Source organism: Sphingobium sp., from assembly GCF_049304695.1.
In the GTDB taxonomy this organism is placed as follows: domain Bacteria; phylum Pseudomonadota; class Alphaproteobacteria; order Sphingomonadales; family Sphingomonadaceae; genus Sphingobium.
Genome location: NZ_JBAQOK010000087.1, coordinates 36,113 through 51,897, shown reverse-complemented (window position 1 = coordinate 51,897; position 15,785 = coordinate 36,113). Strand labels below are relative to the sequence as shown.

Genomic DNA, 15,785 nt, shown 5'->3' with positions numbered 1-15,785 from the left:
AGACGTCGTTGTTCAAGGGGTTGAAGCCCATCGTCTATGGTGGCCGCGAAGTGTGGCCACTGGTCGAAGGCGGCAAGGGTGTTGCCGTGTCCAACCACGCCAGCTCAGGCGCCTGGGCGGCGGCTGGCGGCATCGGCACCATCTCGGCGGTGAACGCCGACAGCTATGACAGCTTCGGCAATGTCATCCCCCAAATCTATCATGGCCGCACCCGCCGCGACCGGCACGAAGAACTGGTCGCCTACGCCATCGACGGCGCGGTCGAACAGGTCAAACGCGCTTACGAAATCGCGGATGGCAAAGGCGCGATCAACATCAACGTCCTGTGGGAAATGGGCGGGGCGCAACGCGTTCTCCATGGCGTCCTTGAAAAGACCAAGGGCATGGTATCGGGCGTCACCTGCGGCGCTGGTATGCCCTACAAGCTGTCCGAAATCGCGGCCTCCTACAACGTCAGCTATCTGCCGATCGTCAGCTCCGGCCGCGCCTTCCGCGCGCTGTGGAAGCGCGCCTATTCCAAGGCATCGGAATGGCTGTCCGCCGTCGTCTATGAAGACCCCTGGCTGGCGGGTGGCCATAACGGCCTGTCCAATGCCGAAGACCCCCGCGTGCCGCAGGACCCCTATCCCCGTGTCAAAGCCTTGCGCGACACGATGCGCGAAGGCGGCATTTCCGATGAAGTCCCCATCGTCATGGCCGGCGGCGTCTGGGCGCTCAAGGACTGGAACGACTGGATCGACAATCCAGAACTCGGCACCATCGCCTTCCAGTTCGGCACCCGTCCGCTCCTGACGCAGGAAAGCCCCATTCCGCAGGAATGGAAAGATCGCCTGACGCAGATCAATCCCGGCGACATCCTGCTCCACAAATTCTCGCCTACTGGTTTCTACAGCTCGGCAGTACGCAATCCCTTCCTGCGCAGCCTGGAGGCGCGTTCGGAACGGCAGATCCCCTTCAGCACCGAACAGGCGGGCGACCACACCCACCGGCTCGACGTCGGCGTAAAGGGCAAGAATTTCTGGGTCACGCTGGGCGACCTCAACCGCGCTCGCGAATGGGTGGGCCTCGGCTTCACCGCCGCGCTCAAGACGCCCGACAACACGCTGGTGTTTGTCGGTGAGGAAGAAAAGGGCGTCATCCGCAAGGACCAGACGGACTGCATGGGCTGCCTTAGCCAATGTTCCTTCTCGTCCTGGATGGACAGCGAAACCAATTCGACCGGACGTCTGGCCGACCCGCGCAGCTTCTGCATCCAAAAGGCGTTGCAGGAAGCGGTCCATGGCGGCGACCTCGACCAGAATCTGCTCTTCGCGGGCCACGGCGCCTATAAGTTCAAGCAGGACCCTTTCTATTCGAACGGGTTCGTGCCGACCGTGAAGCAACTGGTCGACCGCATACTGACGGGCGACTGATGGCGGATATTCCGGGCCTGGCCGAACTGCGGTACGATACGCCACATTTCGACGTCGTGCGCATGGGCGAATTTGTCCTGTGCGCCATATCCGGCGCGCGCATCGCGCTGGAAGACCTGAAATATTGGAGTGCCGAATTTCAGGAGGCCTATAGCGGCCCGGAGGAGGCGACTCGCGCATTCCTCCAGCATCGCGGCGCAGATTTTCGTTAAAGCGGGCACGGCCGAGGAAATCCTGCCGAAATTTGCGCAGGTTGCTTCATAAATCGGTAACCTTGCAATTTTCTTGTTCCGATATGACGAAGGGTGATGTAATCTTACCCCAGAGAGCGGCCAAGATCGCTCCTTTGGGAAAGGATGTATATCATGTCGCGTATCGACATTTTTGGTGATCGAATTTGCATCGTGTCGAGCCTGCTGATAGTTGGCTGGTTCTTGTATAGCTCGATCTTCTAAACCCGGTTGACGGCTGCGCAAAGCGCGCCTCTCTAGCTTTCAAGCAAAGCTATATCGACAATCCCGACTGGAGGGATCAATAAAGTCGCGAGCGGAAACGCTCCGCGGCTTTTGAAGGATGTCAGCTTGCTCCGCGTCACCAACGGCTAAAGCGCACGGTGCTGAGGCGACCACGCCAGGTTTCGTGTTCCCGTAAGGAGAAGACGATGACCAAAAAACCCGTTCGTTCACAACAGGCGCGACGCGAAGCCCTGTTGCCGCCCATTCCCCATTCATCCTGGTCGCGCCCGGACCGGACACGCGGTCGCAGCGTCATCATAGGGCCTGACGACTTCTGGTTACGGCTGGGACTCTAACGCTGGGTCAGGCGAGGCCCGTCACCGGCACGGCATGGACCTCGCCTGCCTCGAAACTGGCGATGGGATAGGCGCAGTAATCGGCTGCATAATAGGCGCTGGGCCGATGATTGCCCGACGCACCCAATCCGCCAAAGGGCATATTGCCCGCAGCGCCGGTGGTGGGCCGGTTCCGGTTGACCACGCCAGCGCGACTTTCCTCCACGACCCGTGTCCAAAGCGCCTCATCCGATGAAATGAGGCCCGCCGACAACCCGAAAGCAGTCGCATTGGCGGCGCATATTGCCGCATCGAAATCGGGGACTCGTATGATCGTCAGCGCCGGCGCGAAAATCTCCGTGTCCGGCACATCGACGCCCGTAACGTCCAGCAGGGCGGGGGTGACAAATGCTGCACTTCGTCCATCGACGCCAGTAAAAGGCCGCACAATCCGCGCGCCCTGGGCGATCAGCTTGCCGACGGCCTGATGCGCGGCGGCGGCGGCTGCATCGGACACCAGTGGTCCCATGAAGGCGTCGCCCGGTTCATCCCATGCCGCAATCGGCAAACGCGCCGCCATAGCCTCGACCGCCTCCACGATCGCATCACCTGTCCTGCCTGTCGGCACGATCAGCCGTCGTGCGCACGAACAGCGCTGGCCCGTGGTGATAAAGGCGGAATTGACGATGATGGACGCCGCCTCATCCGGGCTGTCCCACGCGATCAGCGGATTGTTGCCACCCAGTTCGAGCGCCATGACGACATGCGGGCGATCGACCAGCGCCCGGCGCAGCGCCGCGCCAGCCCCCGCCGATCCCGTAAACAGCAGGCCGTCAATGTCGCCTGCGACCAGTGCCTCTCCGGTCGTCCGTCCGCCCTGCACAACGGACAGCACGCCGTCTGGTAATCCGGCCGCCGCCCATGCCTCATCCATCGCCGCGCCTGTTGCGGGCGCGATCTCGGATGGTTTGAACACCACCACATTGCCCGCGATCAGCGCTGGGACGATATGTCCGTTGGGCAGGTGGCCGGGGAAATTATAGGGACCAAGCACCGCCATGACGCCATGGCCACGATGGCGCAGCACCGCGCGCCCGAACGGCATATCGTTGGCGCGTTCGCCTGTGCGCTCGGCATGGGCGGCGATCGACACCTCCACTTTCGCGATCATCGAACCGATTTCCGCGTCGCTTTCCCACAAAAGTTTCCCGGTCTCCCGCGAAATCAGCGTGGCGAGCGCAACCCGGCGCTCGGCCAGAACCTGCGCATAGCGGCGCACGATGCCGATGCGATCCTCCACTGCCAGCACGCGCCAGCCGGGCAGGGCAGCGCGAGCGGTGGCGATCGCCCGATCACAGGCGGCGGCGTCGGCCACCGGCCCTTCCCAGACAAGCGCGCCCGATGCGGGATCGAAGGATTGCAGCGTTTCGGTCATGCCCCGGCGCTCGTCATCGCAAAAATGCCGGTCGCATTGCCTGTGTCGAAGGCCAGGTCGATGCGACCCGTCGCCGGATCGACATCCCGGCTGATGAATTCATAGAAGGAGCCGGGCACCTGGCGCACCGCGCCATCGGCAAAGCGCCGCTCGACGGAATCGGCCCTAAACGCTGTCTGACGCACACGGCCCGTTGCCGAAATTTCCAGCCTGTCCTTCATCGGCTGGCCATCCGCCTTCAGCCGGTCGGCCAGTGCCGCAACATCCGCCACCCGATCGGTCGCGTGGTTGAAGGCATTGCCCTCCGTCGCGATCCACGCCGCTTCGTTGGATCGCGACAGCAGTAGCTGGTAATCGTCAAAGTCGGGCACATCATGCTGACGATCGAAGGCGGCAACGATTGTCGGCAGGGCGTTTGCCGCAACGGCAAACGGCACGGTGTCTCCGGCAGCATAACGTGCCAGCACATCCTTTGCCGCATCGGTCAGCGGATCGCGCGACGTGCCGAACACCCTTGCCGCACAGTCGGCGAAGTCTGCGTCGAAGCGATCGACATGCAATTCGGACAGGAAGAATTGCGGCACCGCTTCGGGCCAGTCCGTATGGACATAGGCGCGTCCAGTCATACGCAGGCGGTCGAGCGGATAGAGCGCCGCCATCGTGTAACCCAGCGGCAAAAGGATGCGGGTAAAGGCATCTTCTCCCGCAGGCAGGGCGCCAGTCGGCCCGTCAGGAAAGCGAATTGTGCGCAATGCGCCATGATCGAACGTCACCCGCCCACCGCGCGACAGGGTGTCGGCGACATAATGCGCTCCACTGTAAACCCGTTCGAGCAAATCGTGAAACAGCACGACATTCATCGCCATCGCGAATGCGCCGCGCGATACGGTTTCGCCGCGCTGGTCCAGCAAAGCCGGATCGATCGCCAGTGCATCGAGCGCCTCTCGCCCGTCCGCCGCACCCAGCGCTGCAATGGTCAGCGCACCGACATGGCCGTCATTCTCAATCGACATCAACTGCTCCCATGATCGCGCCACTATCCCAGCCTGAGCCAGGAAAATCAAATGGTGCGGTCGATCATGGTCGTAGCAATGTCGGCGGGTGCCCCAACTACATTTTCTTGGGGATGCAGTCCGCGCCCGCCGCCTTGATCCGGCCGCACAGGCGGTTGGCCTCGTCGCTGCTGGCGACCGGGCCGGCCTGCAGGCGCGTCACCGCGCCCGCTTTGATCATATAGGGCTGGTAGGCAGACAGTCCGCTCACCCTGCCTTTAAGCTGCGCCCAAAGGCTGCGCGCGCGACCATCTTCGCCAAAAGCGCCCAACTGGACGCGCCATCCGCCCGATGCGGCAGGGACCGGGGCGGTCGCGGTGGGACGCGGCGCGGGCTTGGGCCGCGCCACGGCGACCTGTGGCGCTGGCTTTGGCGTTACTTCTGCGGGAGGCGTGCTAACACGGCTCGGAGTCGGCTGACGCACGGGCGCGGGGCGTGTCGGCGTGGCACTGGCCGATGCCAACTGCGGACGCTGCTGCGACTGCTCCAGATTCGCCGCCATCGCCAGACCCTGCTTGCGCTGGTCTTCGGGGATATATTTGTCCATCTGTTCCAGGCTGGCGGACGCCTGAGTCAGGCCCGATGCGGATGCGCGGGTCATCAATCCATAGGCGCGCACCCAATCCTTGCCGATCATGTCGCCGTTGAACAGTGCCGTGCCGATGATATACTGCGCACGCGGTTCGCCACGCGTGGCGGCGCGATCGAGATAGGGCATCGCTCCGGCGCGGTCGCCCTGCTGGAACATCAACAGCCCCAGATTATCTTCGGCCCGCAAATGCCCCTGCACCGCTGCCCGGCGATACCAGTCCATCGCGACGGTCAGGTCGCTCTGCACGCCCCGGCCCAGCTTATAGGCCTGCCCCATGTTGAACTGCGCGTCGGGATCGCCCTTCTGCGCCAGAGGACGCCATTCGTTGATTGCCCTGGCGTAATCGCCCTGCTGCCATGCATCGACGCCTGTCTTGACGTCGGCCAGCGCGGGAATGGCGATGCCCAGCAACGCCCCGGCCACGAGGGCACCCCATATCTGCTTCATGAAATGTCGGCTCCTGCACGAACGATTTTGAGGTTGTTATGGGGAAACAAGGTTAAACTCTTCTTAGCATAAGGTGTCAGGAAGACGAGATACTGTCGATGGATGCTCCCCGAACGAAAGGGCCGGTTAATCATTTTTTAGGCGTATCTGTGGCAATCCCTACCGCAACTGGATTTTCGTTAGGGAATTGGCGTGCGGATTTTGGCATTGGCGTCGCAGAAGGGTGGATCGGGCAAGACGACCTTGTCCGGCCATCTGGCCGTGCAGGCGGAGATGACCGGCGCCGGTCCCGTCGTCATCATCGATATCGATCCGCAAGGGTCGCTGTCGGACTGGTGGAACGAGCGGGCGGCTGAGTTTCCCGCCTTTGCACAGACCACCGTTGCGCGACTGGCCGCAGACCTTGAAATCCTGCGGCAACAGGGGTTCAAGCTGGCCGTCATCGACACACCGCCCGCCATCACCATGGCGATACAGAGCGTTATCTCCGTCGCCGAACTCATCATCGTGCCGACCCGGCCCAGCCCCCATGACCTGCGCGCCGTGGGTGCCACCGTCGATTTGTGCGAACGGGCTGGCAAGCCGCTGATCTTCGTCGTCAACGCCGCTACGCCCAAAGCGCGGATCACGTCCGAAGCTGCCGTTGCTTTGTCACAACATGGCACGGTCGCCCCTGTCACCCTTCACCACCGCACGGATTTCGCGGCGTCGATGATCGATGGCCGTACCGTGATGGAGGTCGATGCCAAAAGCCGCTCCGCTGCCGAAGTCGCCCAGCTATGGACCTATGTGTCCGATCGGCTCGAAAAGAATTTCCGCCGCACGGTTTTTTCCGTGCCGCAGGGCAGCAATGGCGTCGTTGGCACCGCCCGTCCGGTCGGCGGGGGCTTTGGCCGCCGCGTGATCCAGTAAGGGGGGCGCATAATCATGGCAGAACCCAAACCACTCGCCGCGCTGACATCCGGTCTGCTGGCGCGCAAAGGCATGGCCCAACCCGCCATGCGCCGCGCCTCGTTGGGCATAGCGCAGGACGATCTGGGCTGGAACGACATGGGCTTCGATGTCCATCCCGCGCCGCAGCCGGTGGAGGAGTTGCAGGCCGTCGTCGGACTGACGCCGATGGCCGTTCCAGACTCTGCACCGCCGGTGCCGCAGGTGGTCATCGATCGAGAACATCTGCTCGAACGACTGAGCGGGGAGGTGCAAAGCGTCATTGCTCCCGCTGCTGGACGCAAGACTGCTTTTACGCTGCGGCTGAACGCGGACAGGCATGTCCGGCTGCGACTGGCGTGCGCCGTGCATGGTCGTTCCGCGCAGCAGATCGTCACACAGGCGCTCGACACATATCTCGACAGCCTGCCGGAGATCGATCGGCTGGCCCGACAGTTGCCGCATAAGCGCGGCGAGAATGAATGAAGGGGTGGGTAAACATATGAAACGCACGACATTTGGAAAGGCGGCCTTGGCCTCGCTACTCGTCGCCACGACGATGGTGGGCTGTACCGGCGCCGCATTCCGCACCACGGCGACCGCCGTCCATCCGACGGGCGACGCCGCGAAATTCGCGACCGCCGCTGAAAAAGCGCTGGCAGGCCGCAACGGCGCGCAGGCGATCGCCTCAGCCGAAGCCGCCGTTCGCCTTGCGCCCGACAACGCGACCTATCGTCAGTTGCTTGGCCGTGCCTATGTGCAGTTGGGCCGGTTCGCATCGGCGGAAACGGCCCTGTCCGACGCCGTGACATTGGGCAGCAGCGACGCGCGCACCATCGTCAGCCTTGCGCTGGTGCAGGTCGCGCAAGGCCGCGCCGATGCCGCGCGCAGCTTGCTGACCGCTCATGCCGATACGGTCCCTGCCAGCGATTATGGTCTGGCCATGGCGATGGCTGGCGACACGGCCGAAGGCGTTCGCATCCTGTCTGAAGCGATCCAGGATCCATCAGCCAATGTCCGCACGCGTCAAAATCTGGCTTATGCCTATGCGCTCGCCGGGCGCTGGAAAGATGCGCGGATGGTGGTCGGCATGGACATGGACTCGCTCGCTGCGAACAAGCGTATCACCGATTGGGCGCAGGTCGCCGAACCCTCCTTGGCGCCGCAACGCGTCGCTGCGCTGATGGGTGTGGCCATTGACGGTGCGGATGCAGGACTGCCGGTCGCTCTGGCGCTCGCCCCAACCGGCGCGGCTGTGCCGGTGGAAATGGCCGCCGCCGCGCCCGAACCTGTCGAAGCATTGCAACCCGAAGCGCCGGTTGAAGTCGCTATCGTTGAACCGGCGCCAGTCGCGCCGACGGTCCAGCCTGCGCGCGTAGCCTTCGTACGGGAACATCGGGCCGCACCTGCCCCGGTCAAAGTTGCAAAGGCCCGTCTGGCCCCCGCAAGCGCGCCGGTCGCGCAGATGCGTCCGGCCGCCTTCATCAAGCCGGTAGGTGTCGGCGCAAGCAATTGGGTCGTTCAGTTGGGCGCCTTCGAAAGCGCCGCCGTCGCCAAGGACAAATGGATGAAGATGGCGGGGCGCAACGGTGCGATCGCCGCTTTTCCGGTCCTGACCAGCGAAGCCACCATCAAGGGTCGGGTCTATCATCGCCTTGCCATCAGCGGCTTTGCCAAGCGGGCCGACGCGATGACGGCATGCCATGCGATCAAGGCGAAAAGCGGCCAGTGCTTCGTGCGTGAAAGCGCGCCAGGCGCCACGCCGCAGCGCTGGGCCATCGCGACCCGTGGGCGTCAGTTCGCCTCGCGCTAACCTGCTACCCCCTTCTCCCAGAGCCTTGAGCGCGTGCGATCCTCCCCGGATCGCACGCGCTTTTTTATGCAGGCTCTGGACTGGTTCGTAGAATAAGATAGCCCACGACAGCCGACAGGATCGACCCGCCCAGCACGCCGATCTTCACCTCATCCACAAGCAGCGGATCGGTAAAGGCCAGCCCGCCGATGAACAGACTCATGGTAAAGCCGATGCCGCATAACATGCACACGCCGTAGATCTGCCGCCATGTCGCAGCAGCCGGTCTGGCGCTGATGCCCAGTTTGACGCAAAGCCACAGCGCGCCAAGAACGCCCGTCTGCTTGCCCAGGAACAGCCCCGCCGCAATGCCCAGTGGCAGCGGCGCGATCAGATGCTGGACGCCAATGCCGGCGAAGGACACGCCGGCATTGGCAAAGCCGAACAGCGGCACGATGAGAAACGCCACCCAGCCATGCAGGCCATGTTCCAGCCGATGAAGCGGCGATTGCACACTGTCTGGCGCACCGGGCGTCACGGTGATGGGGATCAAAGTTGCCGCCAGTACGCCAGCGATCGTGGCATGGACGCCCGATAACAATACGGCCAGCCACAGCAGTGCCGCCAGCAGGAGATAGGGCCACAGCCGCTTTACCCCGGCCCGGTTGAGCGCGAACATGATGCCCATGATGACAGCCGCCGCCAGCAGGGCCAGGCCCGCAATCTGGCTGGTATAGGCCAGCGCGATGATGGCGACAGCGCCCATGTCGTCCACGATCGCAACGGTCGTCAGGAACAGTTTGAGCGACGTCGGCACCCGCTTGCCCAGCAGCGCCATGACGCCGATGGCGAAGGCGATGTCGGTGGCGGCGGGGATCGCCCAGCCACGCGCCAGCCCCGGCGTCGATCCGGCGACGAACAGATAGACCATCGCGGGGATTGCCATGCCGCCCGCTGCCGCGATCATCGGCAGGGCGCGATCGGTCCAGCTCGACAAATGACCATCGACAAATTCGCGCTTTATTTCCAGCCCGACGAGCAGGAAGAAAATCGCCATCAGCCCGTCGTTGATCCAGTGCAGGAGCGACATCGGGCCGACCGGCATGTGCAGCCCGGCGAAATAGGCGCTGGCCAGAGGGCTGTTGGCGACCAGCATGGCGAGAGCGGCGGCCAGCATCAGCAGGATGCCGCCAGCAGCCTCGCTATGCAGGAATGCCCGAAGCGCCGATGGTGGGGGGCGTGTTGTCATGGTCCATTGTCCGGTTCGGTCTGCGTTGGTGCTATGCGAGGGGGCGGGACGTCCTGCGGCTGGTCTGGCGTCTGCGGATCGACGGGCAGGCGGATCTGATTGCCGCCGATATTCACCGTCAGCCCGTCTTCATTCATGCCCACACCGATATTGCCAATCCCGGTTTCGACCGAGACATTGGCGATGGCGTTGACCAGATCGGCGTCCTGTGTTTCCACTGGGGCGTCCTCGACCGCTTCGTTGATCGCGCCGCTCATGAAATTACGCCATATGCGCGCGGGAATGCCGCCGCCCGCCGCGCCGCCGGGCAGGGGGGCGTTATTGTCGTTGCCGATCCACACCGCTGTCACCAGCCCGCCCGCATAACCCACGAAGATCGCGTCGCGGCTGTCCTGCGTCGTGCCGGTCTTGCCAAATGTACTGGTGCGCAAGGCGGCGGCGCTGCCGGTGCCGCGATTGGCGGCGGAGGAAAGCAGATCGCGCATCATGTCGAGTTCGTCGATGTTGAACGACCGCTGGCGCTTCATCAGCCGCTCCAGCCAGCCCTGTTCTTCCGGCGGCAGGCCATGGGCGGTCACGGGGTAAGACCCCGCCGCGATCGACGCATAGGCTTCGGCCAGTTCGTACAGCGGGATTTCCGACGTGCCGAGCGCCAGGCTGAGGTCTTCCGTCAACGGAGCGGTGATGCCCAGATCGCGGGCGACCTTGATGACATTGTCGACGCCGACCTTTTGCGTCAGGCGGACAGCGGCGACATTGCTGGATGCGGCGAAGGCCTGGCGCAAGGAAATGCGGCCGCGATATTTGCCGCCATGATTGGCCGGACGGTAGGTGCCGGTGGTGATCGGCGTGTCGTCGATCATGTCGTCGGGCGTCATGCCCGCGCGGAAGGCGGCGAGATAGACGAACAGTTTGAAGGTCGATCCGGGCTGGCGTTTGGCCTGCACCGCGCGGTTGAAGGCGCTGTTCTGGTAATTTTTGCCACCGACCATCGCCACCACGCTGCCGTCGGGCTTCATCGCCACCAGCGCGACCTGCGCGCCGCCCAAGGGCGCGCGGCGGATAGCGGCTTCGGCCAGACGCTGGATGCGCCAGTCGAGTGTCGTGCGGACTTCCTGCGCGCCATAAACCGCGCCAGCACGCTCGCGCGCTTCGGGCAGCACCCAGTCGGCGAAATAGGTGCCGGTCGTGGCGTCCGGGGTCGCATGGACGTTGAGGCGGACCGGCGGCAGGGCGTTGCGTTCGGCCTGTGTAATATAGCCTGCATCCACCATCGCCTGCGTCACCAGCGCGGCGCGGGTGCGTGCGCCCTTCAGGTTGCTGGTGGGGGCGAGGCGTGAAGGGGCCTTGAGCAATCCCGCCAGCATCGCCGCCTGCCCGGTCGTCAGCCTTTCAGGCGACCGGTCGAAATAATGCCGGGCCGCCGCGCGCAGGCCATAGACGTTGTCGCCGAAATAGACGTTCGACAGATAGCGTTCCATGATCTGGTCTTTGGTCAGCCATGCCTCCAGCCACAGGGCGATCAGCGCCTCGCGCGCCTTGCGGCCGAAGGTGCGGTCGCTCGACAGGAACACGCCCTTGGCCAGTTGCTGCGTGATCGTGCTGCCGCCCTGCGACGATCCGTCCGACCGGATATTATGCCACATGGCGCGGGCGATGCCGCGCGGGTCGATACCCCAGTGGCTTTGAAAACGGCGGTCCTCGATCGCCATGAAGGCTTGGGGGACATGGGCGGGGAGTTCGCGCATGGTCACGGGCCGGTCGATCACCGCGCCGCGCCGCGCGATCAGATGACCGTCCGCCGACATCAGGCTGACGCTGGGCGGGGCGATGGGTTTGAGCGAGCGGGAAAGTGGCGCGGTGATCGCCAGCCAGGCGATGATTCCCATAGTGAGAGCCAGACATGCTGCAACTATCCAACCGACGACCTGTAGCCGTCGCCGCCAGGGCGTGGGCGGTGAAAAGGCGCTGGGCGGGCCTGCGCCGAAAGGGCGCGGGGACAGGGTTGCCGGGTCGGCGGGACTGGCGGAATCGTTCATGGGCACATTCATGCTGTATTATTCATATCATACAGTCAAGCCTGTCCCACGGCGGGACAGGGAATTGTTAACCATCTTTGCCGATGGGCCAAATAGTAAATTTTGCGTTAACACCTGACTATGCGAACACGACCCCTTGTCCTCACCACCGAATCCGCGCGCCATCCCTTTCGGCAGCGGCTGCCCGCTCATGTCCTGCGCGTCGTTGACGCCGTGCCTGCTGCCAGGCGGCGCATGACCGATGACGATAATGACTGGAAATTGTTCGGGCTGAGCTTCGCGGCCTTCTTCACGGCGTTTTACAGCTTCATTTTCTAAGCGCGCTATCGACGTGCCGATCAGTGGCACAGCGGGCCGTCGCATGCCTTGTGCAATTTCCACGCGAGCCACGCGCAGGGCAGCGTCAGGAAGGCGACGAGCAGCAATTGCATCACCACCGTCACGCCGATGATGCTAAGTCCGATTGCCAGCACTGACCCGATCACCATAGCGCCCGAGTTCACGATATTATTGGCCGCGACTGTCCGTGCCGCTTCGCATTTTTCGACGGTGGTGGTGAGGAAGGCGTAGAGCGGTACGACGAACATGCCGCCAAAGGTTGCGACGCCCAGTAAGCAGGCCGACAGCGCCAGCGCCATAGGATGCGCCAGAAAATCGCCCAGCAACAGCATCCGCCCGCCCGGAGCCGGGGTCCACAGACCGCACACGATGTGGAACGCGACGATGCACAGGCCCATGCCGATCACCGACGCGGGCGCATATTTCGCCGACACATGCCCCTGCAACAGGCGGTTGATCGCGATCGATCCGATGGCGATGCCGATCGAGAAGATTGCCAGAAACAGGCTGGCGACCGACTTGTCCGCCGTCAGCACATTCTTCACCAGCGGCGGGAATTGAATGAACAGTATCGATCCTACCGCCCAGAACAGGCTGATCGACATGATCGCCAGAAAAAGGCGGCGGATGTGCATCGTACCGCGCACCAGCTTCACCGAAGATCGGATGATGTGGTAATCGATCGGCTGCGCTTCGAGCATCGATGGCGCGGAGGGGACGGCGCGACCGGCGATATAGCCGATGATGGCGGTTATCACGATGCCGATCGCCGCGATTTCAACGGGGATCAGGCCGGCCAGGATCGTTCCGGCCAGAATCGCGATATAAGTGCCTGCTTCGACAAGGCCGGTGCCGCCCAGCACTTCGTCGTCATGCAAGTGCTGCGGCAGGATCGCATATTTGATCGGGCCAAAGAAGGTGGAGTGGATGCCCATCGCGAACAGCGCGACCAGCAGCAGGGGGATCGCCAGCGTATGGACCGCAATGCCGCTCCAGATCAGGCCAAGCCCCACTGCGCCCACGGCCATGATCGCGATTTCGGCCGCTTTTACGCATCGGATGATGACGGCCTTGTCCCGTTGGTCGGCCAACTGGCCTGACAGGGCAGACAGCAGAAAGAAGGGCAGGATGAACACGCCCGTCGCCAGTGCGCTGAACCATGTTTCCGACCGTTCGTCATTATAGACCTGATACACGACGAACAGGACCATCGCGTTCTTGAACAGGTTATCGTTGAACGCGCCGAGCAACTGGGTGACGAAAAGCGGCAGGAACCGCCGCTTGCTCAGTAGCCTGAGAGAGGCTTGCATAAGATGATGCGTCTTCTTTCCCGTTGGCGACCGGGGCGGGGTCTAGCGGTTGGCGGCGTCTGTGTCCAATGGGTTAGGGGCATGGGCAGGCCCGGTGCGGGACTGCTGCACGGGGATGCTTGTGCGCCGCGCCGGACTGTGGCAGTTCGCGGCGATGCTGACGCTGCCCAATCTGCTGACGCTTTCGCGTATCCTGACCGTGCCGCTGCTTGTCGCGCTGCTTTGGCCAGCGGACGCGGGTGCGCGCTGGACCACCGGTTATTCGCTGGCATTTGGTCTTTATTGCCTGATGGGCATCACCGATTATTTCGACGGCTATCTGGCGCGAGCGCAGGGGACCGTATCGAAACTGGGCGTGTTTCTGGACCCCATTGCCGACAAGATCATGGTCGGCGCCGTCATCCTGATGCTGGCGGCGACGCGCGATATTCACGGGCCGCATATCATTGCGGCGATGATTATCCTGCTGCGCGAAATCGCGGTGTCGGGCTTGCGGGAATTTCTGGCCGCGTTGCAGGTGTCCGTTCCGGTGTCGCGACTGGCAAAGTGGAAGACCACTTTTCAGATCATCGCGCTGGGCGCATTGATTCTGGCAGGTGCGGTCCCGCAATTCCCCTTCGTCCAGATGGTCGGGATCGTGACCCTGTGGGCCGCCGCGCTGCTGACGCTGATTACCGGATGGGATTATCTGCGCGTCGGCATCAAGCATATGGATTGATGCGATGGCCGACCTGACCCCGCATCTGACGATCGTCTATTTCGCCTGGGTGCGTGAAATGATCGGCCTGGACGAGGAGCGTGTTGCGCGCCCGGACGCCGACATGACGATCGCTGCATTGGTTGATGATCTGGCAAGGCGCGGCGGCGGTCATGCGCAGGCGATGGCCGATCCGTCCCGGTTGCGCGCGGCGCTGGACCAGCAGTTCGTGCCGCTGGACACCGTCATTGGCGATGCGCGCGAACTGGCGCTGTTCCCGCCGGTGACGGGCGGATGAAGCGCATCGCCGTCCAGACCGGCGATTTCGATGTTGCCGCCGAACTGGCTGCGCTGGAAGCGCTGGGCGGGGGTGGCGTGGCCAGCTTTACCGGGATCGTGCGGGGCGATGATGGTCTGACCGCGCTGGAACTGGAACATTATCCCGCCATGACGCAGGCGCAGATGGATCGCATCGCGCAGGACGCCACGGCGCGCTGGCCGCTGCTGGGCCTGACGCTGATCCATCGGGTCGGGCGGCTGGAACCGGGCGCGCGGATCGTGTTCGTGGGAACGGCTTCGCGCCATCGGGCTGCGGCGCTGGAAAGCTGCGCCTTCCTGATCGACTGGCTCAAATCCCATGCGCCTTTCTGGAAGAAGGAGCATTTTGCGCAGGGTAGCCCCCGCTGGGTCGCCGCGCGCGCGGAGGATGAGGCCAAGGCGCGGGGCTGGACCGCCTGATCCATTGGGCCGGTCAGGCCGGTTGGGTCAGATGATTCTCTGCCGCCGCGCTGCGCAATATGTCCGCGAGCAGATGAAATTCCTTCTCACGCGGGCTGTTCTTGCGCCAGACCAGCGCAATGTCGCGCCACGCCCGTTCGGATCGCAACGGACGCGCGGTGATGTTCGTATGCTCCAATATACCCCCGGCAATCGCCATTTCCGGCACCATGGTGACGCCCAGACCATTGTCGACCATCTGGATCAGCGTGTGCAGCGACGTGCCCATCATCGTCGTGCTGGCGCGCAGGTCGGGGCGATTGCAGGCGGCCAGCGCATGATCCTTCAGGCAATGGCCATCCTCCAGCAGCAGCAGCTTGCTTTCGTCGATCATGTCCGGGCCGATCCATTCGGGCGGATCGCGCGGGTCGTCGCGCGGAAAGGCGACATAGAGCCGGTCCTGAAACAGGATTTCGCTATCCAGTTCGCCGACTGGAAAGGGCAGGGCGAGGAGCACGCAATCGACATTGCCATGGCGCAGCGATTCGATGCCCGCCTGCGTCATTTCTTCCCGCAGATAGAGTTTGAGTTCGGGCCGGTCGGCGCGCAGCCGGGGCAACATGCGGGGCAGCAGGAAAGGGGCGATGGTGGGAATGACGCTCATGCGCAATTCGCCGGTCAGCGGCTTGCCCGATGCTTCGGCGATCGCGACCAGTTCCTCCGCCTCGCGCAGCACGCGGTGCGCCTTGTCCACGATGCGGTCGCCCAGCGCCGTGAAGCGGACGACGCGGCGGGTGCGCTCGACCAGCGTGACGCCGATCAGCGATTCCAGTTCGCGGATGCCAGCCGACAGGGTGGATTGGGTGACGTAACAACTGTCGGCCGCCTTGCCGAAATGGCCCTGTTCTTTCAGCGCCACCAGATATTGCAATTGTTTGAGCGTGGGCAGATAGCTGGACATTCATCGCCTTCTTCGATCAGAAA

The 15,785-nt window shown here is 63.5% G+C and carries 17 protein-coding genes; 10 read left to right on the top strand and 7 right to left on the bottom strand.

The genetic code is table 11. From position 1 onward, the window contains the following. Positions 1–8 precede the first annotated feature (8 nt). The 3 genes from WA070_RS16480 (at position 9) to WA070_RS16470 (ending at position 2,223) form a co-directional block, all read left to right on the top strand. The gene (locus WA070_RS16480; protein ID WP_422635011.1) at positions 9–1,412 is read left to right on the top strand and encodes an NAD(P)H-dependent flavin oxidoreductase; all 1,404 of its coding nucleotides are present in this window, start codon (positions 9–11) and stop codon (positions 1,410–1,412) included. Next, the gene (locus WA070_RS16475; RefSeq protein WP_422635010.1) at positions 1,412–1,624 is read left to right on the top strand and encodes a DUF2093 domain-containing protein; all 213 of its coding nucleotides are present in this window, start codon (positions 1,412–1,414) and stop codon (positions 1,622–1,624) included. Before WA070_RS16480 ends, WA070_RS16475 begins: the two co-directional genes overlap by 1 nt. 449 nt (positions 1,625–2,073) lie before the next feature. After that, positions 2,074–2,223, top strand: coding sequence for a hypothetical protein (locus tag WA070_RS16470; RefSeq protein WP_422635009.1), 150 nt, complete (start codon positions 2,074–2,076; stop codon positions 2,221–2,223). Positions 2,224–2,230: 7 nt separating this feature from the next. Here the strand turns inward: WA070_RS16470 and astD are convergent, their stop codons facing one another. The 3 genes from astD to WA070_RS16455 form a co-directional block, all read right to left on the bottom strand. Beyond that, complete coding sequence (astD, locus tag WA070_RS16465; protein ID WP_422635008.1) at positions 2,231–3,637, bottom strand: succinylglutamate-semialdehyde dehydrogenase; 1,407 nt, start codon at positions 3,635–3,637, stop codon at positions 2,231–2,233. Then, positions 3,634–4,650 carry a 2-oxoadipate dioxygenase/decarboxylase family protein gene (locus tag WA070_RS16460; protein ID WP_422635007.1) on the bottom strand — a complete coding sequence of 339 codons (1,017 nt, stop codon included), beginning with the start codon at positions 4,648–4,650 and terminating at the stop codon, positions 3,634–3,636. The genes astD and WA070_RS16460 overlap by 4 nt, the downstream gene beginning before the upstream one ends. 97 nt (positions 4,651–4,747) lie before the next feature. Further along, a complete protein-coding gene (locus tag WA070_RS16455) occupies positions 4,748–5,728 on the bottom strand; it encodes an SPOR domain-containing protein (RefSeq protein WP_422635006.1) in 981 nt (326 codons plus the stop codon). A gap of 192 nt (positions 5,729–5,920) precedes the next feature. Between WA070_RS16455 and WA070_RS16450 the strand changes: the two genes are divergently transcribed. The 3 genes from WA070_RS16450 to WA070_RS16440 are packed head-to-tail and all read left to right on the top strand — an operon-like array spanning position 5,921 to position 8,471. After that, positions 5,921–6,640 (top strand): AAA family ATPase, encoded by a 720-nt coding sequence (locus WA070_RS16450; RefSeq protein WP_422635005.1) that lies wholly within the window; start codon positions 5,921–5,923, stop codon positions 6,638–6,640. A gap of 15 nt (positions 6,641–6,655) precedes the next feature. Next, positions 6,656–7,144 (top strand): hypothetical protein, encoded by a 489-nt coding sequence (locus WA070_RS16445; RefSeq protein ID WP_422635004.1) that lies wholly within the window; start codon positions 6,656–6,658, stop codon positions 7,142–7,144. Positions 7,145–7,160: 16 nt separating this feature from the next. Beyond that, positions 7,161–8,471, top strand: a complete 1,311-nt coding sequence (locus WA070_RS16440; protein WP_422635003.1) for a tetratricopeptide repeat protein — start codon at positions 7,161–7,163, stop codon at positions 8,469–8,471. A gap of 64 nt (positions 8,472–8,535) precedes the next feature. On the opposite strand, the gene nhaA is transcribed toward WA070_RS16440, so the two are convergent. Then, positions 8,536–9,699, bottom strand: a complete 1,164-nt coding sequence (nhaA, locus tag WA070_RS16435) for a Na+/H+ antiporter NhaA (RefSeq protein ID WP_422635002.1) — start codon at positions 9,697–9,699, stop codon at positions 8,536–8,538. Then, positions 9,696–11,750, bottom strand: coding sequence for a transglycosylase domain-containing protein (locus WA070_RS16430; protein WP_422635001.1), 2,055 nt, complete (start codon positions 11,748–11,750; stop codon positions 9,696–9,698). Before WA070_RS16430 ends, nhaA begins: the two co-directional genes overlap by 4 nt. 108 nt (positions 11,751–11,858) lie before the next feature. On the opposite strand from WA070_RS16430, the gene WA070_RS16425 reads away from it, so the two are divergent. Then, on the top strand, positions 11,859–12,056 hold the full coding sequence (locus WA070_RS16425) for a hypothetical protein (RefSeq protein WP_422635000.1): 198 nt from the start codon (positions 11,859–11,861) through the stop codon (positions 12,054–12,056). A gap of 20 nt (positions 12,057–12,076) precedes the next feature. Here the strand turns inward: WA070_RS16425 and WA070_RS16420 are convergent, their stop codons facing one another. Continuing rightward, complete coding sequence (locus tag WA070_RS16420; protein ID WP_422634999.1) at positions 12,077–13,387, bottom strand: MFS transporter; 1,311 nt, start codon at positions 13,385–13,387, stop codon at positions 12,077–12,079. Positions 13,388–13,541: 154 nt separating this feature from the next. Here WA070_RS16420 and pgsA point away from each other — a divergent pair, with 154 nt between their 5' ends. The 3 genes from pgsA to WA070_RS16405 are packed head-to-tail and all read left to right on the top strand — an operon-like array spanning position 13,542 to position 14,822. Beyond that, entirely contained in the window at positions 13,542–14,105 is a 564-nt protein-coding gene (gene pgsA / locus WA070_RS16415) for a CDP-diacylglycerol--glycerol-3-phosphate 3-phosphatidyltransferase (RefSeq protein WP_422635070.1), read from the top strand. A gap of 4 nt (positions 14,106–14,109) precedes the next feature. Beyond that, complete coding sequence (locus WA070_RS16410) at positions 14,110–14,382, top strand: MoaD/ThiS family protein (RefSeq protein WP_422634998.1); 273 nt, start codon at positions 14,110–14,112, stop codon at positions 14,380–14,382. After that, positions 14,379–14,822, top strand: a complete 444-nt coding sequence (locus tag WA070_RS16405; RefSeq protein WP_422634997.1) for a molybdenum cofactor biosynthesis protein MoaE — start codon at positions 14,379–14,381, stop codon at positions 14,820–14,822. The genes WA070_RS16410 and WA070_RS16405 overlap by 4 nt, the downstream gene beginning before the upstream one ends. A gap of 13 nt (positions 14,823–14,835) precedes the next feature. Here the strand turns inward: WA070_RS16405 and WA070_RS16400 are convergent, their stop codons facing one another. Continuing rightward, positions 14,836–15,762 carry a hydrogen peroxide-inducible genes activator gene (locus tag WA070_RS16400; RefSeq protein WP_422634996.1) on the bottom strand — a complete coding sequence of 309 codons (927 nt, stop codon included), beginning with the start codon at positions 15,760–15,762 and terminating at the stop codon, positions 14,836–14,838. Between the last annotated feature and the right edge of the window lie 23 nt (positions 15,763–15,785).